Below are 23,625 nucleotides of genomic sequence, written 5' to 3'. Positions count from 1 at the left end.
CTCACGCCCCGCCGCGAAGGATGGAATTGCCCTCGTGGGTGGCTTCGGTGTCCGTGACATCGAGGGCGAGGCGGCCGCTGAGTCCGTAGAAGGCGACCGGGTTGCGCCACAGCACCAGGTCGACGTCGTCCTCGCTGAACCCGGATCGGAGCATGGCGTCGGCGACCTTACGGGTCTTGAGCGGGTCGCTCTTGCCCCAGTCGGCGGCCGAGTTCACCAGGACCCGCTCCGGCCCGTGGTCGCGCAGGATGGCGACCATCCGGTCCTCGTCCATCTTGGTGTCGGGATAGACGGAGAAGCCGAGCCAGCAGCCGCTGTCCTTGGCCTCCTTGACCGTGGTCTCGTTGAGATGGTCGATGAGGACGCGGTCCAGGGGCAGTGCGGATTCCCGTACGACGTCGATGGTGCGGCGCAGGCCTGCGAGCTTGTCGCGGTGTGGGGTGTGGACGAGCGCGGGCAGCTCGTGGTCGGCGGCCAGCTGGAGCTGGGCGGTCAGTGCGGCGTCCTCGGCGGGGGTCATGGAGTCGTAGCCGATCTCACCGACGGCGACGACGTTGTCCTTGACGAGATAGCGGGGCAGCTCGTCGAGGACCGGGGTGCAGCGGGGGTCGTTCGCCTCTTTGGGGTTGAGGGCGATGGTGCAGTGGTGGGCTATGCCGTACTGGGCCGCGCGGAAGGGCTCCCAGCCGAGGAGGGAGTCGAAGTAGTCGAAGAAGGAGGCGGGTGAGGTGCGGGGCTGGCCCAGCCAGAACGCGGGCTCGACGACGGCACGGACGCCTGCGGCGTACATGGCCTGGTAGTCGTCGGTGGTGCGGGACGTCATGTGGATGTGGGGGTCGAAGATGCGCATCAGGACTCCTGTTCCTCGCCGGTGGAAGGGGTCGCGGGGGCCGAGGGGGCCGGTGCGGCCGAGGGGGCCGGTGCGGCCGAGGGGGCCGTAGGGGCGGTCAGGGCCAGGACGCGGTGCAGGTCGCTGGGGACGGTGCGACCGGCGGCGGTGCGTTCGCCGGCGTAGTCGTCGAGCATGCGGGCGAGCTCGGCGTCGGCGCGGGCACGGCGGTCGAGGTCGGCGACGGCGTCCAGGGGGACGCCGGTGAACAGGCACTTGAGAACCGCGTGGCGCCAGTCGTGCGGGGCGAGGTGCCGGGCGGCGTACGGACCGACGGCGGCGGCGACGAGCCGGGTGTCGTTGGTACGCAGGGCGTCCTCGACCAGGGGCAGCGCGTCCGAGCCCGGGACCAGGTGGGGCAGGGCGTGCAGGACGGCGCGGCGCTCGGCTGCGGTGCCTTGTTCGTAGACGCGGGTGAGGGTGGCCGGGTCCGCGTCGGCCGCGTGCAGGAGCAGCACACGGGCGTCGTCGGCGTGGTCCTGGCCGCAGCGTCGCCCGGCTTCGGCGAAGCGCAACTCCCATACGGGGGTGGCTCTTTGCTCCGGCCGACCGCGGTGGGCGGCGGCCTCCGCGGTGGCCTGGTCGAGCCAGGCGCGGGCGGCCCCGGCGAGGGCCGCGTCGAGACGGGTGCGGAGGTCGTCGATGACGGGGGCGTCGGTCACGGGGTTCCTCCTCTGGCGGGCGTGGGGGCTGGGGCGGCGGGAGCTGCGGCGGTGCTGGTCGCTTCGGTCGCCGCCTTGCGCAGGAACTCGATGGAGTGGGAGGCGAGATGGGGGCCCGCGTGGGAGTGGCGGGGCAGTTCTACGACGGTGAGGCCTTGGTAGCCGGTGGAGGCCAGGGCTTCGAGGACGGGCGGGAAGTCGATCTCTCCGTCCCCGAACGGGAGGTGTTCGTGGACGCCGCGGCGCATGTCCTCGATCTGGACGTGCCGTAGCCAGGGGGCGGCGGCGCGTACGCAGTCGGCGGGGGACTGCGGTTCGAGGCACTGGCAGTGGCCGATGTCGAGGGTGAGGCCCAGGAGTTCGGGGTCGCCCAGTTGGTGACGGAGCCGGTGGAAGTCGGCGAGCGTGGAGAGGAGGTGGCCGGGTTCGGGTTCGATGGCCAGCGGTACACCGGCGCCGGATGCGGCGTCCAGGACGGGGCCGAGAGACTCCGCGAGCCGCTGCCAGGCGGTGTCCTCCGGGGTGTCTTCGGGGGTGATGCCGCTGAAGCAGTGCACGGCGTGGGCGCCCAGGTCCGCGGCGACCTGGACGGCCCGGATCAGCAGGCGGACTCGGGCGGCGCGCGCGTCCGGGGCGGGGTCCAGGAGCGAGGGGCCGTGCTTGCGACGTGGGTCGAGGACGTAGCGGGCGCCGGTCTCGATGGTCACCGTCAGACCGAGTCGTTCCAGGGTGCGGCCCACCTGGCGGGTGCGGGCGGCGAGGTCGGGGGCGAGCGGGTCGAGGTGCATGTGGTCGAGGGTGAGTCCGACGCCCGCGTAGCCGAGGTCGGCGAGGAGGCCGAGGGCGTCGTCGAGCCGCAGGTCGGTCAGCCCGTTGGTGCCGTATCCGAAGCGGAAGGGGCCGCTTGCCCGGTTGCTCGTGGCCGTCATGTGACGCTCACCTTCCGGCCGAACTTGCGGGCCGCCGGTGCCAGAGCGGCGGTCAGTAGTGCGGCACCCAGGGCGCCCGTGCGGGCGGACAGGGCGGCCTGGAGCGGGATCATGGCTCGGATGCCACCGCCCACCGCACGCTGGGTGAGCTGAGGGGACGGGTTGAGCGTGGCGTGGAAGAGGGGGCGAGCCGCGGTGGCGGCGTAGGCGGCGGCGAGCGCGGCCTGGACGGCACCGCGGGCGCCGGTCCGCCAGGCACCGCCGCCGGTCCGCCACGCACCGCCGCCCTGGCGCCCCGGGATGGACACCGGCAGGCCGCGGCTGGCTGTTGCCCGACGGCCTACCGGGAGTTCGGAGGGAGCAGCGGCGCCGGTGTCGGCGCCCCTACCCGTGACGCTGCCGGTGCCAGAGCGCCGGGCGAGTAGCCGCGTCAGTGCTGCTGTCGCGGTGAGCGCGCACAGCGGGGCTACCGTGGAGCCGCCCTGTGCCTCGCGGCGGGAGACCGCCGTCACCGCGAGGGTGTGGGCGCCCAGGACGAGGGCGCTGGGCACCGCCGCGCGGAGCGCAGGTATCGCGCCGGGCCCAGTGGTGGTGAGCTGCCCCGGGGGGTTCGCACCGGTCGGCGTCGCCGACGTTGCCGCCGCTCCCAGGAGCAGGTCGAGGGTGCGGGCCGCCGCCATGGCCGCCGGTCCCGCCGGCGTGTGTTTCAGGCCCAGGTCGTACGCCCACACCGTGGCCGCCAAGGCGCTCGCCACCGTCAGGGCGGGGCGGCCCGCGCCTGCGGCCAGGGCCAGGCCTCCCGCCGTCAGAGCCGCTGCCGCGCCCAGTGCGGCGGACGGCGCGATACGGCCCGACGGCAGCGGCCGGTGAGGGCGTTCGATGGCGTCCTCCTCCCGGTCCGCCCAGTCGTTGAGGGCCATGCCCGCCTCGTAGAGGCAGAGAGAGGCGCCGATGGCGAGGAGCGTGCGGTGGTTGGGCCGCAGACCCGTGGCCGCCGCGCCGGCAAGAGCGTCGCCGGGGACGGTGAACAGGGCCGAGACACGCAGCAGTTCGGCCCAGTCACGTCCGGCGCCGCCCGGACGTGCGCCCTCCACGCCCGGCCCCTCAGCACCCGCACCGCCCTTCACGCCCCCGCCGCTCACGCGCCCACCCCGCGCAGCCGCGACGCCAGGCCCACAAGCGCCTCGTACTGCTCGGCGAGGGCCGACGAGGAGCCGTCGTCCGGGTCCTTGAAGTAGAAGCCCAGTTCGCCCAGGGGACCCGAAAGGCCCTTCTCGTGGGCGCGGGCCACCAAGCGGGCCAGGTCCAGGATCAGGGGCGCCGCCAGTGCCGAGTCGCAGCCCTGCCAGGTCGTCTGCAGGACCATCCGCGCGCCGAGGAATCCGTCGAACGCGATGTGGTCCCAGGCGGTCTTCCAGTCGCCGAGGGACGGGACGTCGTCGATGTGGACCTCGCCCTCGGGGGCGGAGCCCAGCGTGTCCGCGAGGACCCGTTCCTTGCCCGCGTTCTTCGCCGCCGCGGCGGCCGGGTCCGCGAGGGCCGCGCCGTCGCCGCCGCCCAGGAGGTTCGTGCCGGACCAGGCGCGGACCGCGAGGGCGCGCTGGGCGAACATCGGCCCGAGCACCGAGCGCAGGAGCGTCTGCCCCGTCTTGCCGTCCCGGCCCGCGTAGGGGAGCCCCGACGAGGCGGCCTCAGCAGCGAGCGCCAGGTGGTGCAACCCCGTCGACGGGGTGAAGTTCACGTACGGGCAGCCCGCCCGCAGCGCCGCCGCCGCGTAGAGGGAGCTGGCGGGCAGTCGCCCCTCGCCCTCCTCCAGCAGCGGTTCCGTCGAAGCCACGTTCACCACCACCGCACGGGCGAGCCCCCGGCGGCGTACGAAATCGCGGAGGTCGGCGGCGAAGGACTCGATCAGTTCCTCGTCCGTTCTGCTGTCGCAGTCCCCGCGGCGCGGTCCGCCGGTGCGGATCTCCGCGTCCGCCGCCGCCAGTTCCGCGCCCACCGCCGACGGGACGCCGTGCGGGAGCACTCCCCCGGCGGCCAGCTGCTCCGCCCGTTTGGGCAGCGGGCACTCCACCGTGTCGTGGCCGCCGAAGACGAGCGACGACAACGTTGGCAGACCGCAGTCCGCGAACGGCGGGGTCTCCGTGACCATGCCGGTCGGCGGGTGCAGACCAGCCGTCACCGCCGCGCACCCCGCGACAGCCGTCGTGGCGACCGAACCGCGTGCCCCGATCAGCCACACCCCCGTAAGACCGCCACCCGGAGCATCAGAGGAACCAGTAGAAGAGGAAGAAGGGGAATGGGGCACGGCTGCCTCCTGTCGTACACGCGGCGATCGCGCGGGGAGATAAGACGGCGGACGAAGATGGGACGGCGGACAGGGATGAGGACGGTGGACAGGGACGAAGGGACAGGGATAAGACGGCGGGCGGAGGTCCGGCGTCCTCCGCCCGCCGCCGTCTAGCGGCCCACGCCGGTGGCGCTTCGGGCCGGCAGGTCCTTCACCCGGATGTCGCGGAAGGAGACCTGGTCATCGGCACCGTGGTTCTGGATGCCGATGTGACCGTCTTTCAGGCTCCTGGCCGGATCCTTGTTGGTGAAGTCGTTGATCTTCACTCCGTTGAGATAGATCCGAAGGCGTTCGCCCTCGACCCGGAGCTCGTAGGTGTTCCACTCCCCCGCCGGATTCAGCGCCTTGTCGCGCTTCTTCAGGTCGGCGGACTTGAAGCCGTAGACGGAGCCGGTGGTCTTCTCCGGTACGTCGGTGGCGTCGATCTGGATCTCGTAGCCGTTGTTCACGGCCGACCAGGGGTCGTCGGACGGCGGGAAGCCCACGAAGATCCCCGAGTTGTCGTCGCCGTCCATGCGCCAGTCCAGCTTGAGGGAGTAGGAGCCGAGCTCCTTCTCCCCGTACCAGAGCATGCCCATGCCACCGACGGTCGTGAGGGTCCCGTCCTTCTCGTTCAGCTCGAAGGAGCCGGGGCCCGCCTGCTTCCAGGCGTCCAACGACGTGGCCGTGCCGTCGAAGATCGGCGTGTAGCCCTTCTCCGGGCGGCAGTCGGCCTGTACCGCACCCGTCGCCCAGCGGATCCCGCCGAGCAGATGCGTCCGGTAGGCGGGATCGGCGAAGGACTCCTTGGTGTGACCGCTGCCCGTGTAGAAGGAGCGGCCGCCCTGGAAATCCTGGCACCAGGCGATGGGATGGTCGCCGGACATCGAGCCGCCGGTGTACGACGACTCGTCCAGCGAGGCGAGGACGTGGGCGCGGTCCCGGGGGTTGGAGCGGTAGTTGTACCACTCGTCGGTCCGGTCCCAGACCCCCGGCAGATGCGCGGTGGACGGGTGCCCGTGGTCCTCGACCTGGACCTTCGCGGGCTGGATCGCGGGGTGCGACTGGAAGTACGCGCCCGCGAGCTCGCCGTAGAAGGGCCAGTCGTACTCGGTGTCGGCGGCGGCGTGCACGCCCACGTACCCGCCGCCCTGCTTGATGTAGCCCTCGAACGCGCTCTGCTGTTTGGCGTCGAGGACGTCGCCGGTCGTGGAGAGCCAGACCACGGCGTCGTACCGCGCGAGATTCTTGGCCGTGAAGGCCTTGGCGTCCTCGGTGGCGTCGACGGCGAAGCCGTTCGCCGCGCCGAGTTCCTTGATGGCCGCGATGCCCTCGGGGATGGAGTCGTGCCGGAACCCGGCGGTCTTGGAGAAGACCAGGACCTTCTCGCCGGTGGCCTTGCCCTTCGGCCCTTCCGGCCTGGAGGCGGCCGGACCCGACACACAGCCGATGAGCAGGGCGGCCGTGGCGGTGGCGATGGTGATGCGTGCGGATGCCCGCATGGTGGGGTGGCCCCTTTCTCAGCTCGTGGTGAAGGTGAAGTCGTCGAGGTCGTACAGGGCTCCGGTGCCCTTGCCCTTGAAGACCAGGAAGAGCGTGGTGGTCGTCCTGGGTGCCTTGCTGATGGCGGTGCTCACGTCCGCGTACGTCTCCCACGAACCGGTCGGCGCGACCTTCGCCTTGCCCAGGAGCCTGCCGGTGGCCGATCCGCTGCGGACCTCGAGCGTGCCTCCGGCGCCGGCCGACGCGACGCGCGCGGTCAGCTTGGTGGCGTTGCCGAGGACGTAGGGCTTGAAGGAGACCCAGTCGCCGTTGTTGATGTCGCCGACCGTCTTGCCACCGTGTGCCGGGGTGTGGTTGGCCACGGACACGCCCTTGGAGTCGTCGAAGTGCTCGCCCTGGCGGTGCTTGGGCTGGACGACGTTCTGGTCGTGGGTGGTCAGCTCCGGCTGGCCGCCCGCGCCCTTGTCCGTGTACTCGGCGTCGAAGACTCCGAAGATGTTGGCGTTCGGGTCGTGCTCGCCGTCCGCCGACGTCTGGATGGTGCCTTCGCAGCCGTTGGCCGATGTGACCGGGTGGCCGTGGCTGTCATGGCCGAGGATGTGCGTGACCTTGACCTTCGTGCAGTCGATCGGGCCGTCCTCCTTGTCGGTCACCTTCACCTTGAAGGGCACCTTGTCGCCGAAGGTGAACAGCTGGCCGTCAGCGGGGAGTTCCAGGGTCACCTTGGGCGCCGTGTTGCCGACGGTGAGGTGCGCGCTGGCCGAACCGGTGCGCCCGGTGGAGTCCTTGACGGTCACGGTCGCGGTGTAGACGCCGTTCTTCTTGTACGTGTACGAGGGGTTCTGCTGGGTCGACTTGCCGCCGTCGCCGAAGTCCCACGCGTAGGTCAGGGTCCCGCCGTCGGCGTCCGTGGCCTTGGCGGTGAACTTGGTCTTGAGCGGGGCCTGGCCGCTGGTCACGGAGGCGCTCGCCTCGGCGACCGGGGAGTGTCCGTCGGTGGCGTTCTCGATGCGGTAGAGACCGGTGTTCTCGTCACCGCCGAACCAGGCCGTGCCGTAGTCGAGGACGTACAGCGCGCCGTCGGGACCGAACTCCATGTCCATCACCTGCGTGCCCGTCCACGGGAACGGGTTGATGGACTGGACCGTGCCGTCGGCGCTCTGCTCGATGCGCTTGATCCAGCGCCGTCCGAACTCTCCGGCGAAGAAGTCGCCGTCGTACGCCTCCGGGAACTTCACCGGGGAGGTGTTGTCCGCGTCGTAGCGGTAGACGGGTCCGCCCATCGGGGACTCGGAGCCGGAGCCGAACTCGGGCACGGAGCCGCCGTCGTAGGGGATCCAGGCCTCCTGCGCGGGCGGCAGGTCGGTCAGGCCGGTGTTGTGCGGCGACTCGTTCTTCGGCGCGGCGCAGTCGAAGGCGGCGCCGGACGTCTTGGTCTCGAAGTCGTAGTCGACGTACGCGTCGTTCTTGCCGGTGCAGAACGGCCAGCCGAAGTTGCCCGGCTTGGTCACGCGGGCGAACTCGACCTGCCCTGCGGGGCCGCGCTTGGGGTCGGCGGCGCCCGCGTCGGGCCCGTAGTCACCGACGTACACAACGCCGGTCGGCTTGTCGACGCTCATGCGGAAGGGGTTGCGGAAGCCCATCGCGTAGATCTCGGGGCGGGTCTTCTCGGTGCCCGGCGCGAAGAGGTTGCCGTCCGGGACCGTGTACGAACCGTCGTCGGCGACCTTGACGCGGATGATCTTGCCGCGCAGGTCGTTGGTGTTGCCCGCGCTGCGCCGCGCGTCGAAGGCGGGGTTGCGGCTCGCGCGCTCGTCGATGGGCGTGAAGCCGTCCGAGGCGAAGGGGTTGGAGTCGTCGCCGGTCGAGAGGTAGAGGTTGCCGTCCTTGTCGAAGTCGATGTCGCCGCCCACGTGGCAGCAGGTGCCGCGGCTCGCGGGGACGTCGAGGACCTTCTTCTCGCTGGCGTTGTCGAGGGTGCCGTCGGCCTTCAGGACGAAGCGGGAGAGGCGGTTGACGCCGTCGAACTTCTTGAAGTCCTCGGCCGTGCCGTTCTCCGGGGCGTCGCCCGCCGGGGTGTCGAGCGGAGGCGCGTAGTAGAGGAAGATCGCGCGGTTCTCGCTGAACTTCGGGTCAAGGCCCACGCCCTGGAGGCCCTCTTCGTCGTGCGAATAGACCGGTATCTTTCCCGCGATCTTGGTGTTGCCCGCGGCGTCCGTGAGTCGGAGCGTGCCGTCACGGGAGGTGTGCAGGACCGAACGGTCGGGCATGACCGCGAGCGTCATCGGCTCGCCCGTCTCGGTACCGCCCTTGGCGAGGGTCACTTGCTGGAAGTCCTCGGCGGCGGCGGCCTTGCCGTCGGCTGCCTTGTCCGCCTGCGCCTGGGCGGCGCGGACGGCCTCCGGGTCGGCGGCGTTCGCGAGAGGGGCGGCGAGGGTGAGGCTGGCGCCGGCCAGCAGGGTGCCGGTGAAGAGCGCGAGGGTCTTGCGGAGTCTCAGGCGTTTCCTGTGCACGGGGTTCCTCCGGAAGGGGGACGGTCGTACGCGGGTGTGGTGCGGTGACGCCGGGCGCCGGGGTGCGCCGTCACCCCGGGAAGATTCATGTCCTGTACACATCAGGGACGGTAGCCACGTTTGTCCGTGGCGGAAAGCCCTTGCACTGCATCAGAGTTCGGCTTTTGCCTTGCGCGGGACAAAGTGGATGATTGGTGGGTGAGCGGGTGGGTGCGTGCGGGCAGGGCGAACCGCCCCGCCCCACCCCCCCTGCCGTAGCCGGGGGCCGCACCCTGGACCGCGAAGGCCCAGGGTGTCGCCCGATCACCGGCTTCGCCGAGCTCGTCGTCGATCGCCGGGCGGGCTAATTGCCTCCGAACGCCGCGTCGAACGACGCCGTCGGCGGCTCGAAGTCAAAGGCCTTCAGACGCTTCAGCGCCTCCGGCGCCCCCTGAAGGCGGTCCATCCCCGCGTCCTCCCACTCCACAGAGACCGGACCCTCGTACGCGATCGAGCGCAGCATCCGGAACACGTCCTCCCAGGGGACGTCCCCGTGACCCGCCGACACGAAGTCCCAGCCGCGGCGCGGGTCGCCCCACGGGAGGTGCGAGCCCAGGCGGCCGTTGCGGCCGTCCAGGCGGCGCCTGGCCTCCTTGCAGTCGACGTGGTAGATCCGGTCCCTGAAGTCGTAGAGGAAACCGACCGGGTCCAGGTCCTGCCAGACGAAGTGCGAGGGGTCGAAGTTCAGGCCGAAGGCCGTGCGGTGGTCGACCGCCTCCAGAGCGCGCCGCGTCGTCCAGTAGTCGTACGCGATCTCCGAGGGATGCACCTCATGGGCGAAGCGCACGCCCTGTACGTCGAAGACGTCGAGGATCGGGTTCCAGCGCTCGGCGAAGTCGTCGTAGCCGCGCTCGATCATCGTCTCCGGCACCGGCGGGAACATCGCCACCAGATGCCAGATCGCCGAGCCGGTGAATCCAACGACCGTGTCGACGCCGAAGGCGGCCGCCGCGCGTGCCGTGTCCTCGATCTCGCGGGCGGCGCGCTGCCGGACCCCCTCCGCCTCGCCGTCGCCCCAGATGCGGGCGGGCAGGATCGCCTGATGCCGCTCGTCGATGATCGCGTCACAGACGGCCTGCCCGACCAGGTGGTTGGAGATGGCCCAGCACTTGAGGCCGTACTTGTCGAGCAGCTGGCGGCGAGAGTCCAGATAGGAACGGTCACTCAGCGCCTTGTCGACCTCGAAATGATCGCCCCAGCAGGCGAGTTCGAGACCGTCGTAGCCGAAGTCGCGGGCGAGGCGGCAGACCTCCTCGAGGGGCAGGTCGGCCCACTGGCCGGTGAAGAGCGTGAAGTCGCGGGGCATGAACAGGCCTCCTCAGACCGTGACGGGGGTGGCAGCTATGGAGGTGTAGACCGAGTTCTTCGCCGCGCTCTCCTCCACGGCGGCGAGCACCCGCTGCACCGAGAGGCCCGCGGCGAAGGACGGTTCGGGCTGCTCGCCCGTGGCGATGGCGTGCAGCAGGTCGCGGGCCTGGTGCACGAACGTGTGCTCGTAGCCGAGTCCGTGACCCGGCGGCCACCAGGCCTCCAGGTACGGGTGGCCCGGCTCGGTGACCAGGATGCGGCGGAAGCCGGATGATGTGGCGGGTTCCGTGTGATCGTGGAAGGAGAGCTCGTTCAGGCGCTCCAGGTCGAAGGCCAACGAGCCCTCGGAGCCGTTGAGTTCGAGCTTCAGCGCGTTCTTGCGGCCCGCGGCGAACCGGGTCGCCTCGAAGGACGCGAGGGCGCCCGACGGGAAGCGCCCCGTGAAGACCGCCGCGTCGTCCACCGTGACCTGGCCGACCGCGGCGCCCCCCTCCGCCGTGAGACCGCTCGACGCCCCTTCGAGCAGCGGCCGCTCCCGTACGAACGTCTCGGTCAGCGCCGAGACCCCCGCCACCGGCTCCCCCACCAGGAACTGCGCGAGGTCCACGATGTGCGCGCCCAGATCACCGAGCGCACCCGAACCCGCGCGGTCCTTGCGCAGCCGCCACGTCAGCGGGAAGCCGGGGTCGACCAGCCAGTCCTGGAGGTAGGTGAGCCGCACGTGCCGCAGCGTGCCGAGCCGCCCGTCGGCGACCATCTGCCGGGCGAGCGCGAGAGCGGGAACGCGCCGGTAGTTGAAGCCGACCATGGCCACCTGCCCCCGCGCGCGGGCCCGTTCCGCGGCCTCGACCATCGCCTCGGCCTCCTCGACGGTGTTGGCGAGCGGCTTCTCGCACAGCACGTGCTTACCGGCCTCAAGGGCGGCGATCGCGATCTCCGCATGGCTGTCGCCCGGGGTGCAGATGTCGATGATGTCGACGTCGTCACGGGCCACGAGTGCGCGCCAGTCGGTCTCCGCGGCCGCCCATCCAAGGCGGTCCGCAGCGGCGCGCACGGCGGAGCCGTCGCGTCCGCAGACCGCCGAGAGGACCGGCCGCAGGGGCAGATCGAAGACGCGTCCGACGGTGCGCCAGCCCTGGGAGTGGGCGGCGCCCATGAAGGCGTATCCGACCATGCCCACCCCCAATGGCCGCTTACCGGTCTCAGCCTCGTGTTCCGTCTCAGGCATGCGGTACTCCTCCTCGTAAATGCTCGGTGGGGGGTGCGGACGCGCGCATCACTTGAAGCCGGTGGACATGTACTTGCCGACGTTCTCCTTGTCGACCACGGCCGAGTAGAGCGTGATGAAGGCCGGGATCTCGAACTCGGCCATGCCGCTGACGCCCTTGCCCTGCCCGAGGGCGCGCGCCAGGTCGATCGCGGAGGCGGCCATCGTCGGCGGGTAGAGAACGGTGGCCTTGAGCACGCTGTCGTCGGACTCGATGGCCTGCATCGCGGAGAGCGCGCCCGCGCCGCCGACCATCAGGAAGTCGTCGCGTCCTGCCTGCTTGATGGCGCGCAGGGCGCCCACGCCCTGGTCGTCGTCGTGGTTCCACAGGGCGTCGAAGTTCTTCTGGGCCTGCAGGAGTTGAGACATCTTCGACTGCCCCGACTCGACGGTGAAGTCGGCGGCCTGCCGGGCGACCTTCTCGATGTTCGAGTAGTTCTTCAGGGCGTCGTCGAAGCCCTTCGAGCGCTGCTTGGTGAGTTCGAGGTTGTCGAGGCCCGCGAGTTCGACGACCTTGGCGCTCTTCTTGTCCTTGAGCTTCTCGCCGATGTAGTGCCCCGCACTGAGGCCCATGCCGTAGTTGTCGCCGCCGACCCAGCAGCGGTAGGCCTGCGGCGATGCGAAGACCCGGTCGAGGTTGACGACGGGGATGCCCGCCTTCATGGCCTTCAGGCCGACCTGGGTGAGCGCCTTGCCGTCGGCCGGCAGGATCACCAGGACGTCGACCTTCTTGTTGATCAGCGTCTCGACCTGGCCGATCTGGGCGGCGGTGTCGTTCGAGCCCTCGGTGGCCTCCAGCGTGACGTCCGCGTACTTCTTCGCCCGCTCCTGGGCGTTCTCGTTGATCGCGTTCAGCCAGCCGTGGTCGGCCTGCGGTCCCGCGAAGCCGATGGTGACCTTCTTGCCGGGCTTGTCGTCGGCGACCTGCTGGGACTTGTCGTCCGAGCCCTCGTCCTTGGGGTCATTGCTGGTGCACCCCGTGATGAGGGCGCCGGTGGACAGAGCGGCGGCTCCGAAGAGCAGTCCTCTGCGGCTCGCGAATGGTGATGTCTCTGGCATGGCGGTGAACCCTTCGGGTCTGCGGGGCTGCGGGTCTGCGGGTCTGCGGGTCAGGGAGTTGAGGCCGTACGTCGCTGCACGAGCACCGCGGCGACGATGATCGCCCCCTTGGCAATCTGCTGGGTCGCGGTCTCCAGATTGTTCAGCGCGAAGATGTTCTGGATCGTCATGAAGATCAGCACGCCGAGCACGGAGCCGGTGATGGTGCCGCGGCCGCCGCTGAGCAGGGTTCCGCCGATGATCGCGGCAGCGATGGCGTCGAGCTCGTAGAGGTTGCCGTTGGTGTTCTGGCCCGACCCGGAAAGGATGATCAGCAAGAAGGCCGCGATCCCGCAGCAGAGGCCGGAGAGCAGGTAGAGATAGAGCCGCTGCCTTCGTACGTCGATGCCTGCGAGCCGCGCCGCTTCCGCGTTGCCGCCGACCGCGACCGAGCGGCGCCCGAAGGTGGTGCGGTTCAGGAGCAGCCAGCCGACGACGGTGACGGCCGCGAAGACGAGCACGAGCGGCGGGATGCCGAGGATGTACGAGTCACGCTCGCCGAGCTTCAACACCCCGTCGACGGTGACCATTTGGGTCTTGCCGTCGGTGATCTGCAGGGCGAGACCCCGGCCCGCGGCCAGCATCGCGAGCGTCGCGATGAAGGGCACCATCCTGCCGTACGCGATGAGCACTCCGTTGACCAGGCCGCAGGCCATGCCGACGATCACCGCGGTGAAGAGGATGCCCGCGAAGCCGTACTCCTGGGTCGCCACCGTCGTCGCCCACACAGAGGCGAGCGCGACGATCGCGCCGACCGACAGGTCGATGCCGCCGGAGATGATCACGAAGGTCATGCCGACCGTCACGACGCCGATGACAGAGGACTGAGTGAGGATCAGCTGGACGTTGTCGGTGTCGAGGAACGAGTCGGGCTGGGTGATGCCGCCGATCACGACGAGGACGGCGAGCACACCGAGCAGGGACAGCGTCCGCACGTCGGCACGTGCGACGAGCGACCGCAACGGGCTTGCTCCGTCCGCCGGTTGAGCCTTCGATGCGGCGGGCCGTGGCGGCGATGCGGGCTGCGTCATGACGCCGGGCTCCCTTCGAGTACGAGGTCGAGTACGCGGTGTTCGTCGAGGTCACGGGCGGGCGCCGTATGGACGACGCGGCCCTCGCGGAGGACCAGGACACGGTCGGCGAGGCCCAGGACTTCGGGCACTTCACTGGAGACGAGCAGGACGGCGAGGCCGTCGTCGGCGAGGCGGCGGATCACGGCGTACAGCTCGGCGCGGGCGCCGACGTCCACGCCGCGGGTCGGCTCGTCGAGCAGCAGGACGCGGCAGCCGCGGAGCAGCCAGCGGGCCAGGACGGCTTTCTGCTGGTTGCCGCCGGAGAGCGTGCGGACCGGGGCGGAGGGGTTGTCGGGGCGCAGGGAGAGCTCGCGGGTCGCGGCCTGTGCGGCCTTCTTCTCGGCGCCCCGGTCGAGCCAGCCTCCGCGCGAGAAGCGGGACATGGTGGAGACCGACACATTGTTGGTGACGGACTCCAGCATCAGCAGGGCCTGCGCCTTGCGCTCCTCGGGGGCGAGGCCGAGCCCCGCGCGCACGGCGGCGCGTACGCTGCCGGGCCGCAACACCTGCCCGTCCACCGTCACTTGACCGGCGGAGGGCTTGCGAGCCCCGTAGATCGTCTCCAGGATCTCGGAGCGCCCGGAGCCGACGAGTCCGGCAAGGCCGACGATCTCGCCGGGGCGCAGTTCGAGGTCGATGGGTTCGAACTCGCCCTCGCGGGCGAGCCCTGAAGCCTTCAGCACCGGCTCGGTCGTGGGTGGTCCTGCGGGGCGGTCCGGGAAGACGTACTCGACGTTGCGGCCCGTCATCAGGGCGACGACCTCGCTGGTCGGGGTCTCCTTCGCGGGGAGTCCGCCCGCGACCGCCCGGCCGTCCTTCAGGACGGTGACGCGGTCGCCGATGCGGCGGATCTCTTCGAGGCGGTGGGAGATGTAGACGACGGCGACGCCGTCCGCCGTGAGAGCGGCGACGATACGGAAGAGGTTGTCGACCTCGTCCGGGTCGAGGGCGGCCGACGGCTCGTCCATGACGATGAGACGTACTTCGTGGGAGAGCGCACGGGCCATGGACACGATCTGCTGATGGGCGGCGGAGAGGTCGCCGACGAGCGTTGCCGGGTCGATCTCGGCGTGCCCGAGTCGCTTGAGCAGAGCGGCGGTCGAGGCCTTCGCCTCGCGTCCCTTGACGACGAAACCGGCCGCGGTCGGCTCATGTCCGAGGTGGACGTTCTCGGCGACGGACAGGCCCTCCACCAGGTCGAGCTCCTGGTAGATGGTGGCGATGCCCAGGCGCATGGCGGCGATGGGCGACTTGAGCGTGGTGGGCTCGCCGCGCCAGGTGATCTCGCCGTCGTCGGGCTGGTGGGCCCCCGCGAGGACCTTGATGAGCGTGGACTTCCCGGCGCCGTTCTGACCGAGGAGGCAGTGCACTTCACCGGCCTGGACCTGGAGGTCGACGCCGTCGAGGGCGCGGACACCGGGGAACGACTTGGTGATGCCGGACATGGTGAGCAGCGGTGGTTCTGGTGCCATGACAGGTTCCCTAAGGCGGGTGCGGCCGGTTACAGGGCAGGGCGGGGTAGGGCGACGGCCCATGGGGGGCAGAGCCTGTTTCGGAGCAGGGCGAGGCAGCGCGCTGTACTGGGTGGGGTGTGGTGCGTGGCGTCGTACGGGCAGTGCTACGGGTCGTACGTATGCACGGACAGTGCTACGGGTCGTGCGTGCCGGTCGGCCGGGCGAGAACGTACCGGTCAGGCCGGTGAGAACAGGTGGTCGCTGATGAGCCGGGCACCGCCGATGACACCGGCGGTGGGCCCCAACTCGCCAAGGACGATGGGGAGGTTGCCGGTCGCCAGAGGCAGCGACTGGCGGTAGACCTGCGTACGGATCGCGGCGAGCAGCGTGTGGCCGAGGCCGGTCACACCGCCGCCGATCACCACGAGGCCCGGGTTGAAGAAGCTGACGAGGCCCGCGATGACCTGGCCGGTGCGGTTGCCGCCCGCGCGGATGAGGTCGAGTGCGGTGGCGTCCCCGGCGGCGGCGGCCGCGGCGACGTCGACCGCGCTGAGCCTGCCCGCGGTTTCAAGCCGGGTCGCGAGCTCCTGGAGAAGCCCTTGGCCGACGGCGTCCTCCGCGTCGCGGGCGAGTGCCGCGCCGCTGAAGTACGCCTCTAGGCAGCCCTTGTTGCCGCAGGCGCAGGGCCGCCCGTCCGGTTCGACCTGGATGTGGCCGATGTCGCCCGCGCTGCCGGTCACCCCTCGGTAGACCTCACCGCCGACGACGATTCCGCAGCCTATGCCCGTACCGATCTTGACGCAGAGGAAGTCGCCCACGGAGCGTGCGACGCCCGCGTGCTGTTCCCCCATCGCCATCAGGTTCACGTCGTTGTCGACCATGACGGGACAGCCCAGATCCTGACTGATGGCCTCCCGTACGGGAAAGCCGTCCCACCCCGGCATGATGGGCGGGGCGACCGGGACGCCCTCGGGGAAGCGGACGGGGCCCGGGACGCCGATTCCGGCGCCGTCGAACCCTTCCGCGAGCCCGGAGGCCTTCAACTTGGCCGCCATGGCGAGGACTTGCTCGAAGACGGCAACGGGGCCTTCGCGCACGTCCATGGGTTGGTTGATGTGGCCGAGCACCTCCAGCTCGGCATTGGTCACCGCTACGTCGACCGAGGTCGCGCCGATGTCCACGCCGAGGAAGCGGAGGCCGGGGGCCAGGCGGATGTTGTGGGAGCGGCGGCCGCCGCGCGAGGCGGCGAGTCCGTCGGCGACCACGAGTCCGGTCTCCAGAAGCCGGTCCACCTCGACGGCCAGTTTCGACCGGGAGAGGTCGACCTGATCGCCCAGCTGGGCACGGGAGTTGGGCCCTCCGTCACGCAGCAGCCGCAGCAGTCGCGCCTGGTGCGCATTGGCGGGTCGAGCCGTCATACGTCTCACGCGCCCCTCCCCGCCTCTTTGGGCAACTCATGTCGTCCCACTCGTCCCGCAGCGGCGGATTCTCGCCGTCGCGTCGGGCTTTCGAGGGGAACGTAGCAGCGCCTGCCGGGAGTGGGAAGAAGTTGCGCAGGAATTACCCATGACTTTCTCCAGTCACAGGACAAAGAGGCGGGCAAGGCTCCGCCGCGAGGGGCACGCGCGCGCCCCATTACCTCCGAGGTCATGGCCGCCCCGCGGCATCGCGGGCACAGCGACCGCATGCCTTCCGGCACCGTGAGTACAGCCGCTCTCCTGGCCGCCCTGCCCTTCGCCGGGCGCCTGGGCATCACCCTCGACGAAGCCACGGCCGACCGTGCCACCGGCGCCCTGGCCTGGTCGGCGGAGCTGTGCACGGTGGACGGTGTTCTGCACGGTGGGGCGCTCATGACGCTCGCCGACACCATGGGCGCGGTCTGCGCCTTTCTCCATCTGCCGGCGGGGGGCGGCCACGTCCACGGTGGAGTCCAGGACGAACTTCTTCCGCGCCGTGCGCGCGGGCGGCGCCCGCGCCGTGGCCCGCCCGCTGCACGTGGGCCGCTCCTTCGTCGTCGTACAGACCGACGTCCATGACGACAAGGGGCGCCCGGCCGGGCAGACGACGCAGACCCAGGCCGTCCTCGCGGCCCGGACGGGCTGACGCGTCAGGCTTCGCGTTCGCGCCGGTGGTACGTCTCCCGCGTGTGCTCCGTGTGCGCGCGCATGATCTCCGTGGCCCGGCGCTCGTCGCGCTCGGCGATCGCCGCGATCAGCGCGCGGTGCTCGATCCAGGACTGCTTGCCGCGCCGACGGGCCACCGGTGTGTAGTACCAGCGCACCCGGCGGTCCACCTGCCCGGCGAGTTCGGCGAGGACGACATTGCCCGCGAGCTCCATCACCTTGGCGTGGAAGGCCGCGTTGGTGGTCACCACCAGGTCCACCTCGCCGTCCGCGACGGCCTGTTCACCCTTGGCGCACAGCACTTCCAGGGCGGTGATCCCGGCGGTCCCCGCGTTCGCCGCGGCGAGCCGGGCGGCCTCCGCCTCCAGGAGCGTACGGACCGTGAGCAGCTGGTCCGCCTCCTCCTCGGTGGGCTCGTGCACGAACGCGCCCTGCGCGGGGCGCAGATCGACCCAGCCCTCGGTGTTGAGCCGCTGCAGCGCCTCGCGCACCGGCTGCCGTGACACCCCCAGGTGCCCGGCCAGTTCGCTCTCCACGAGGTGCTGGCCCGGCTGCAGCGCGCGGGTCGTGATGAGCTCGAGCAGCGCCTCGTAGACCCGCTCACGGAGCGGACCTGGCCGTTCGAGCTTGGGCACCGCCCCCTGCGGCAGTCCTGTGGACAACATCGCGGTCCCCTCGTCGACGATTGCCTTTTGTCTACAGTCTACCGAGCACAATGGCCAGCACCAGGGGGAGTTGGGCCCGTCACACAGCCCAACAGCGGTGATCCGCCCGCTACGGGCAGCGGATGACCTGGCCCGCGTAGGACAGGTTCCCGCCGAAGCCGAAGAGCAGCACCGGATCCCCGTGGACGATCTCGCCGCGCTCGACCAGTTTGGACAGGGCGAGCGGGATGCTGCCCGCCGAGGTGTTGCCCGAGTTCACGACATCGCGCGCGACGACCGCGTTGACCGCGCCGATCCGCTCGGCGAGCGGCTCGATGATGCGCAGGTTGGCCTGGTGCAGCACGACAGCCGCCAGGTCCGCCGGTGTGAGACCGGCCCGCTCGCAGGCCTTGCGGGCGAGCGGCGGCAGCTGCGTCGTCGCCCAGCGGTAGACGCTCTGCCCCTCCTGCGCGAACCGCGGGGGCGTGCCCTCGATACGGACGGCGTTGCCCATCTCGGGCACCGAGCCCCAGAGCACGGGGCCGATGGCGGGGACCTCGCTCGGTTCGCACGCCTCGACGACGGCCGCACCGGCACCGTCCCCGACCAGGACGCACGTGGTGCGGTCCGTCCAGTCGGCCACCTCGGACATCTTGTCCGCGCCGACCACCAGGGCACGGGTGGCACCCCCGGCCCGCACGGCGTGGTCGGCCGTGGCGAGCGCGTGCGTGAAGCCCGCGCACACGACGTTGATGTCCATGGCGGCCGGTGACGGGATGCCGAGGCGGGCCGCCACCCGCGCCGCCATGTTCGGCGAGCGGTCGATGGCGGTGGAGGTGGCGACGAGGACGAGGTCGATGTCGTCGGGCGCGAGGCCCGCGGCGGCGACGGCCTTGGCCCCCGCGTGCGCGGCGAGCTCGTCGACCGGCTCCTCGGGTCCCGCGATGTGACGGGTGAGGATGCCCACGCGGGAGCGGATCCACTCGTCGCTGGTGTCGACCATGCCCGCCAGGTCCTCGTTGGTGAGGATCTTGGCGGGCTGGTAGTGGCCGACGGCGGCGATGCGTGAGCCGTGCATGAACGGGTCCCCCTTGGTGCCGGAGATGCGGGACGGTCCAGTCTGGTCAGCGACTCACCAGTAACGAGACAGGTAAAGCAACAGGAAACGGGCGCGGGGTTTGGACACTTCTCATCATCGCGTCACCCGGTGAAGAGCTGAGTGGCCTTGTGTACGAGCTCATACACCCCATATGCGAGCGGAAGCCCCACCCAGAGCCAGGCGCCGACGATCAGCGCACGGCGGCGAGGCGGACTACTTTGCGGCGTGCTCGTCGGTGTCGTCATGGGTGGCGGCCTCCTTCGGGGCGGCGATGTGATGGCGGACGTGGACGGGACGGACGAACTCGTTCGCGACGAAGCCGACGATCAGCAGCCCGATCATGATCGTCAGCGAGAGTCCGTAGAGCCCCGCCCCGTGCTTGCCCGCCTCTTCCTGGCGGTCGGCGACCCAGTTGACGATCAGCGGTCCGAGGACGCCCGCCGTGGACCAGGCGGTGAGGAGACGCCCGTGGATCGCGCCGACCTGGTACGTCCCGAAGAGGTCCTTCAGGTATGCCGGGATCGTCGCGAAGCCGCCTCCGTAGAAGGAGAGGATCACCAGCGCGCAGACGACGAAGAGCGGTTTCGACGCGTCACCGAAGAGGGCGATCAGCAGGTACATCAGCGCGCCGACGCCCAGGTAGACGCGGTAGACGTTCTTGCGGCCGATCAGGTCGGACGCCGACGACCAGCCGATGCGTCCGGCCATGTTGGCGGCGGAGAGCAGAGCGACGAAGCCCGCCGCCGCAGCGGCCGAGACCGGCGTCGAGGTGTCGGAGAAGAAGTCGGTGATCATCGGCGCCGCCTTCTCCAGGATGCCGATGCCCGCGGTCACGTTCATGCAGAGCACGATCCACAGGCACCAGAACTGGGGTGTCCGCACGGCGGCCCGCGCGGACACCTGCGGCCCGTCGAGCACACCGGGAGCACCGGGCGCCCGCGCCCCCTCCGTACGCGGGACCCGCACCAGGAACACGCCGAGCGCCATGAAGACGGCGTACGTGAGGCCGTGCACGAGGAAGGCGAGCGCGATGCCGTCGTTGTCGCTGCCGAAGGAGTCCAGCATCTGCGCCGACCACGGCGACGCGATGAGCGCGCCGCCGCCGAAGCCCATGATCGCGATGCCCGTCGCCATGCCTGGGCGGTCGGGGAACCACTTGATCAGTGTCGACACGGGCGAGATGTAGCCGATGCCGAGGCCGATGCCGCCGACGAAGCCGTAGCCGAAGACGATCAGCCAGAACTGACTGGTCGCCGCGCCGAGTGCCGCGATCAGGAAGCCGGACGAGAAGCAGACGAGGGCGACCGTCATGGCCCAGCGCGGCCCGTTGCGCTCGACGAGCGTGCCGCCGAAGGCCGCCGAGAGGCCGAGCATCACGATGCCGAGCTGGAAGGGGAGCGCGCTCTGCGTGCCGCTGAGGTGGAGGGCTGATTCCAGCGGGGGTTTGAAGACGCTCCAGGCGTAGGCCTGGCCGATGGAGAGGTGCACGGACAGGGCGGCGGGCGGTACGAGCCAGCGACTCCATCCCGGAGGTGCGACGGGAGGCTTCATGATCCCGAACAGTAGGAATCATGTGAGCGGTTGTGAAGGGGGTCGAGCCGATTCCGTCGACGGTATGCAATGTGCCGCGCGACCTCTTGCTGGCTCAACTTCCATACTGTAGACAATATTCCGTCGACACTTCATGTGTGCGATGTCGATTCTGAGCCTTCTCTCTCCGCATCTCTCGAGCCTTCTTCGGATCCCTCAACCGAACGGAGCGCGCCACCGTGAAAGTCGCAGTCCTCGGCGCCGGTGCGATCGGCGCCTACGTCGGAGCCGCGCTGCACCGCGCCGGAGCCGATGTCCATCTCGTCGCCCGTGGACCGCATCTCGCGGCCATGAGGCAGCACGGAGTACGTGTCCACAGCCCGCGCGGCGACTTCACCGCGCGGGCCCACGCCACCGACGACCCGGCCGACATCGGCCCCGTCGACTTCGTCTTCCTGGGCCTGAAGGCCAACTCGTACGCGGCGTGCGGGCCGCTGATCGAGCCTCTCCTGCACGAGGGGACGGCGGTGATCGCCGCCCAGAACGGAATCCCCTGGTGGTACTTCCACCGGCACGGCGGCCCGCACGACGGTCACCGCGTCGCGAGCGTGGACCCCGACGGCGCGGTCAGTGCGGTGATCGCGCCCGAGCGGGCCATCGGATGCGTGGTGTACGCGGCAACCGAACTGGAGGGGCCCGGAGTTGTCCGGCACCTGGAAGGAACCCGGTTCTCCATCGGGGAGCCCGACCGCTCGCGCTCGGCGCGCTGTCTCGCCTTCAGCGACGCCATGCGGGCGGGCGGCCTGAAGTGCCCCGTCGAACCCGAACTGCGCGGCGACATCTGGATCAAGCTGCTCGGCAACATCTCCTTCAACCCGATCAGCGCGCTCGCCCGCGCCACGATGCGCGAGATGTGCCTGCACGGCGGCACGCGCCGCGTCATCGAGATCATGATGACCGAGACGCTCACCGTCGCGGCGGCCCTCGGCTGCCGCCCGGACATCTCCGTCGAGCGGCGCCTCGCGGGCGCCGAGCGCGTGGGCGACCACCGCACCTCGACGCTCCAGGACCTGGAGCGCGGCAAACCGCTGGAACTCGACGTGCTGCTCGCGGCCGTCGTGGAGCTCGCGGAGATCACCGGGGTCCCGGTGCCGACGCTCCGCACCGTCCACGCCATCTCGGACCTGCTGGCCGACCGTATGAGGAGCGCGGCATGAGCGAGAACATGAGGAGCGCGGCATGAGCAGGAAACGGGACCGGGTGCCCAAGACGTACACCCGGCTCACCCACCCCCTCGTCCGCGACGCGCGCGACGAGCCGCTGCGCCGGGCCACCTGGGACGAGGCGCTGACCAGGACGGCGGCGGGGCTGCGGGCCGCGCGCGGCGCGTTCGGGATGTTCTCCTGCGCCCGCGCGACCAACGAGATGAACTACGTGGCGCAGAAGTTCGCCCGCGTGGTGATGGGCACGAACAACGTCGACTCCTGCAACCGCACCTGCCACGCCCCGAGCGTCGCGGGCCTCTCCGCCGCCTTCGGGTCGGGCGGCGGCACGTCTTCTTATGAAGAGGTCGAACACACCGACCTGATCGTGATGTGGGGCTCCAACGCCCGCTTCGCGCACCCGATCTTCTTCCAGCACGTCCTGAAGGGGATCAGGAACGGCGCCCGCATGTACGCCGTCGACCCGCGCCGCACCAAGACCGCCGAGTGGGCGGAGAGCTGGCTCGGCCTGAACGTCGGCACGGACATCCCGATGGCGCACGCGATCGGCCGCGAGATCATCCACGCGGGTCTTGCCAACCGGGCGTTCGTCGAGCGGGCGACGTCCGGCTTCGAGGAGTACGCGGCCCTGGTCGAGCCGTGGACGCTCTCGCTCGCCGAGAAGGTGACGGGCGTACCCGCCGCCGCCATCAAGGAGTTGGCGCACGCCTACGCGCGTGCCGAGCGGGCGCAGCTGTGCTGGACGCTCGGCATCACCGAGCACCACAACGGCACGGACAACGTCCGCGCCCTGATCAACCTCTCGCTCCTGACCGGCCACGTGGGGCGCTACGGCTCGGGCCTGCAACCCCTGCGCGGCCAGAACAACGTGCAGGGCGGCGGCGACATGGGCGCGATCCCCAACCGCCTGCCCGGCTTCCAGGACATCCTCGACCCGGAATCGCGGCTGAAGTTCGAGACGGCCTGGGACACGGTCATCGAGCCGCGCCACGGACTGAACCTGACGGAGATGTTCGAGGCGATGGAAGAGGGGGCGCTCAAGGCTGTCTACTGCATCGGCGAGAACCCCGCGCAGTCGGAGGCGGACAGCGAGCAGGCGACGCGGCGGATGCGGGCCCTGGACTTCTTCGTCGTACAGGACATCTTCCTTACGAAGACGGCCGAGTTGGCCGATGTCGTCCTCCCGGCGACCGCCGCCTGGGCGGAGACCGACGGCACGACGACCAACAGTGAGCGGCGCGTGCAGCGGGTGCGCAAGGCCGTGCGGCCGCCCGGTGAGGCGCGTGAGGACATCGACATCCTCTGCGATCTCGCCGAGCGGCTCGGCCACGACTGGAAGTACGCGGACGCGCAGGCCGTCTGGGACGAGCTGCGGTCGGTGTCGCCGGACCACTGGGGCATGACGTACGACCGCCTCGAATCCCTTCAGGGCATCCAGTGGCCGTGCCCGTCGGAGGACCGGGTCGAACCGACCTACCTGCACGGGCGGTTGTGGGACGCGGACCCGGCGCGGCGGGGCGTACTCGCGCCCTTCGGTCTCGTCGCGCACGACCCGCCGGTCGATCTCACGGACGACGTGTATCCGATCCGCCTGACGACGGGGCGGCGGCTCGACTCCTACAACACCGGTGTGCAGAGCGGGAGTTTCGCCTCGCCGCTGCGGCGCGGTGAGTTCGTCGAGCTGTGCCCGGAGGACGCGGAGCGGTACGGGGTCGTGGTCGGCGAGCAGGTCCGGGTGTCTTCGCGGCGCGGTGCGGTGACGGCGCCCGTGTGGGTGGATACCGGGCTGCGCCCCGGCCTGGCCTTCATGACCATGCATTTTCCCGACGAGGTCGACACCAACCAGCTCACGATCGAGGCCAATTGCCCGATCGCGGGCACGGCGGAGTTCAAGGCGTCGGCGATACGTATCGACAAGCTGACCGTGCCCGCGACGTGAGGT

General features: G+C 70.6%; 19 protein-coding genes and 1 pseudogene. 3 read left to right on the top strand and 17 right to left on the bottom strand.

The window, feature by feature from the left end:
• Window position 1 precedes the first annotated feature (1 nt).
• The 13 genes from ACZ5CR_RS16955 to ACZ5CR_RS16895 all read right to left on the bottom strand — a co-directional run bounded on the left by ACZ5CR_RS16955 (window position 2) and on the right by ACZ5CR_RS16895 (window position 16,482).
• Window positions 2-850, bottom strand: a complete 849-nt coding sequence (locus ACZ5CR_RS16955) for a TatD family hydrolase (RefSeq protein ID WP_468858042.1) — start codon at window positions 848-850, stop codon at window positions 2-4.
• The gene (locus tag ACZ5CR_RS16950) at window positions 850-1,551 is read right to left on the bottom strand and encodes an EboA domain-containing protein (protein ID WP_468858040.1); all 702 of its coding nucleotides are present in this window, start codon (window positions 1,549-1,551) and stop codon (window positions 850-852) included. The genes ACZ5CR_RS16955 and ACZ5CR_RS16950 overlap by 1 nt, the downstream gene beginning before the upstream one ends.
• Window positions 1,548-2,480, bottom strand: coding sequence for a sugar phosphate isomerase/epimerase family protein (locus ACZ5CR_RS16945; protein WP_468858038.1), 933 nt, complete (start codon window positions 2,478-2,480; stop codon window positions 1,548-1,550). The genes ACZ5CR_RS16950 and ACZ5CR_RS16945 overlap by 4 nt, the downstream gene beginning before the upstream one ends.
• Window positions 2,477-3,622 carry an SCO3242 family prenyltransferase gene (locus tag ACZ5CR_RS16940; protein ID WP_468858036.1) on the bottom strand — a complete coding sequence of 382 codons (1,146 nt, stop codon included), beginning with the start codon at window positions 3,620-3,622 and terminating at the stop codon, window positions 2,477-2,479. Before ACZ5CR_RS16940 ends, ACZ5CR_RS16945 begins: the two co-directional genes overlap by 4 nt.
• Window positions 3,619-4,788, bottom strand: coding sequence for an inositol-3-phosphate synthase (locus ACZ5CR_RS16935; protein WP_468858034.1), 1,170 nt, complete (start codon window positions 4,786-4,788; stop codon window positions 3,619-3,621). The genes ACZ5CR_RS16940 and ACZ5CR_RS16935 overlap by 4 nt, the downstream gene beginning before the upstream one ends.
• A 152-nt stretch (window positions 4,789-4,940) precedes the next feature.
• Window positions 4,941-6,311 (bottom strand): ThuA domain-containing protein, encoded by a 1,371-nt coding sequence (locus ACZ5CR_RS16930; RefSeq protein ID WP_468858032.1) that lies wholly within the window; start codon window positions 6,309-6,311, stop codon window positions 4,941-4,943.
• A gap of 18 nt (window positions 6,312-6,329) precedes the next feature.
• Window positions 6,330-8,825 (bottom strand): PQQ-dependent sugar dehydrogenase, encoded by a 2,496-nt coding sequence (locus ACZ5CR_RS16925; protein ID WP_468858030.1) that lies wholly within the window; start codon window positions 8,823-8,825, stop codon window positions 6,330-6,332.
• 343 nt (window positions 8,826-9,168) lie between these two features.
• On the bottom strand, window positions 9,169-10,170 hold the full coding sequence (locus ACZ5CR_RS16920) for a sugar phosphate isomerase/epimerase family protein (RefSeq protein WP_468858028.1): 1,002 nt from the start codon (window positions 10,168-10,170) through the stop codon (window positions 9,169-9,171).
• Window positions 10,171-10,182: 12 nt separating this feature from the next.
• Window positions 10,183-11,400: a Gfo/Idh/MocA family protein gene (locus ACZ5CR_RS16915; protein WP_468858026.1), complete on the bottom strand. Its 1,218-nt coding sequence runs from the start codon at window positions 11,398-11,400 to the stop codon at window positions 10,183-10,185.
• Between the two features lie 48 nt (window positions 11,401-11,448).
• A complete protein-coding gene (locus ACZ5CR_RS16910; RefSeq protein ID WP_468858024.1) occupies window positions 11,449-12,498 on the bottom strand; it encodes a substrate-binding domain-containing protein in 1,050 nt (349 codons plus the stop codon).
• A gap of 50 nt (window positions 12,499-12,548) precedes the next feature.
• Window positions 12,549-13,568 carry an ABC transporter permease gene (locus ACZ5CR_RS16905; RefSeq protein WP_468858022.1) on the bottom strand — a complete coding sequence of 340 codons (1,020 nt, stop codon included), beginning with the start codon at window positions 13,566-13,568 and terminating at the stop codon, window positions 12,549-12,551.
• Window positions 13,565-15,082 carry a sugar ABC transporter ATP-binding protein gene (locus ACZ5CR_RS16900; RefSeq protein ID WP_468858020.1) on the bottom strand — a complete coding sequence of 506 codons (1,518 nt, stop codon included), beginning with the start codon at window positions 15,080-15,082 and terminating at the stop codon, window positions 13,565-13,567. Before ACZ5CR_RS16900 ends, ACZ5CR_RS16905 begins: the two co-directional genes overlap by 4 nt.
• A 218-nt stretch (window positions 15,083-15,300) precedes the next feature.
• Window positions 15,301-16,482, bottom strand: coding sequence for an ROK family transcriptional regulator (locus tag ACZ5CR_RS16895; protein ID WP_389900718.1), 1,182 nt, complete (start codon window positions 16,480-16,482; stop codon window positions 15,301-15,303).
• Window positions 16,483-16,749: 267 nt separating this feature from the next.
• Here ACZ5CR_RS16895 and ACZ5CR_RS16890 point away from each other — a divergent pair.
• Window positions 16,750-17,167, top strand: a pseudogene (locus ACZ5CR_RS16890) (PaaI family thioesterase).
• Between the two features lie 4 nt (window positions 17,168-17,171).
• On the opposite strand, the gene ACZ5CR_RS16885 reads toward ACZ5CR_RS16890, so the two are convergent.
• From ACZ5CR_RS16885 to ACZ5CR_RS16870, 4 genes are all read right to left on the bottom strand, one after another.
• Window positions 17,172-17,852: a GntR family transcriptional regulator gene (locus tag ACZ5CR_RS16885; protein WP_468858018.1), complete on the bottom strand. Its 681-nt coding sequence runs from the start codon at window positions 17,850-17,852 to the stop codon at window positions 17,172-17,174.
• A 109-nt stretch (window positions 17,853-17,961) separates the two neighbouring features.
• Entirely contained in the window at window positions 17,962-18,909 is a 948-nt protein-coding gene (locus ACZ5CR_RS16880) for a beta-ketoacyl-ACP synthase III (RefSeq protein WP_468858016.1), read from the bottom strand.
• Between the two features lie 122 nt (window positions 18,910-19,031).
• Window positions 19,032-19,175 (bottom strand): MFS transporter small subunit, encoded by a 144-nt coding sequence (locus ACZ5CR_RS16875; RefSeq protein WP_468858014.1) that lies wholly within the window; start codon window positions 19,173-19,175, stop codon window positions 19,032-19,034.
• Entirely contained in the window at window positions 19,144-20,481 is a 1,338-nt protein-coding gene (locus ACZ5CR_RS16870; RefSeq protein WP_468858012.1) for an OFA family MFS transporter, read from the bottom strand. The genes ACZ5CR_RS16875 and ACZ5CR_RS16870 overlap by 32 nt, the downstream gene beginning before the upstream one ends.
• A gap of 218 nt (window positions 20,482-20,699) precedes the next feature.
• Here ACZ5CR_RS16870 and ACZ5CR_RS16865 point away from each other — a divergent pair, with 218 nt between their 5' ends.
• Entirely contained in the window at window positions 20,700-21,677 is a 978-nt protein-coding gene (locus ACZ5CR_RS16865) for a 2-dehydropantoate 2-reductase (protein WP_468858011.1), read from the top strand.
• Between the two features lie 22 nt (window positions 21,678-21,699).
• Entirely contained in the window at window positions 21,700-23,622 is a 1,923-nt protein-coding gene (locus ACZ5CR_RS16860) for a molybdopterin oxidoreductase family protein (RefSeq protein WP_468858009.1), read from the top strand.
• Window positions 23,623-23,625 lie beyond the last annotated feature (3 nt).

This window comes from Streptomyces sp. NPDC031274, assembly GCF_055570235.1.
The sequence above is the reverse complement of the archived record's forward strand: the minus strand, read 5'-3'. Positions and strand labels throughout refer to the sequence as shown.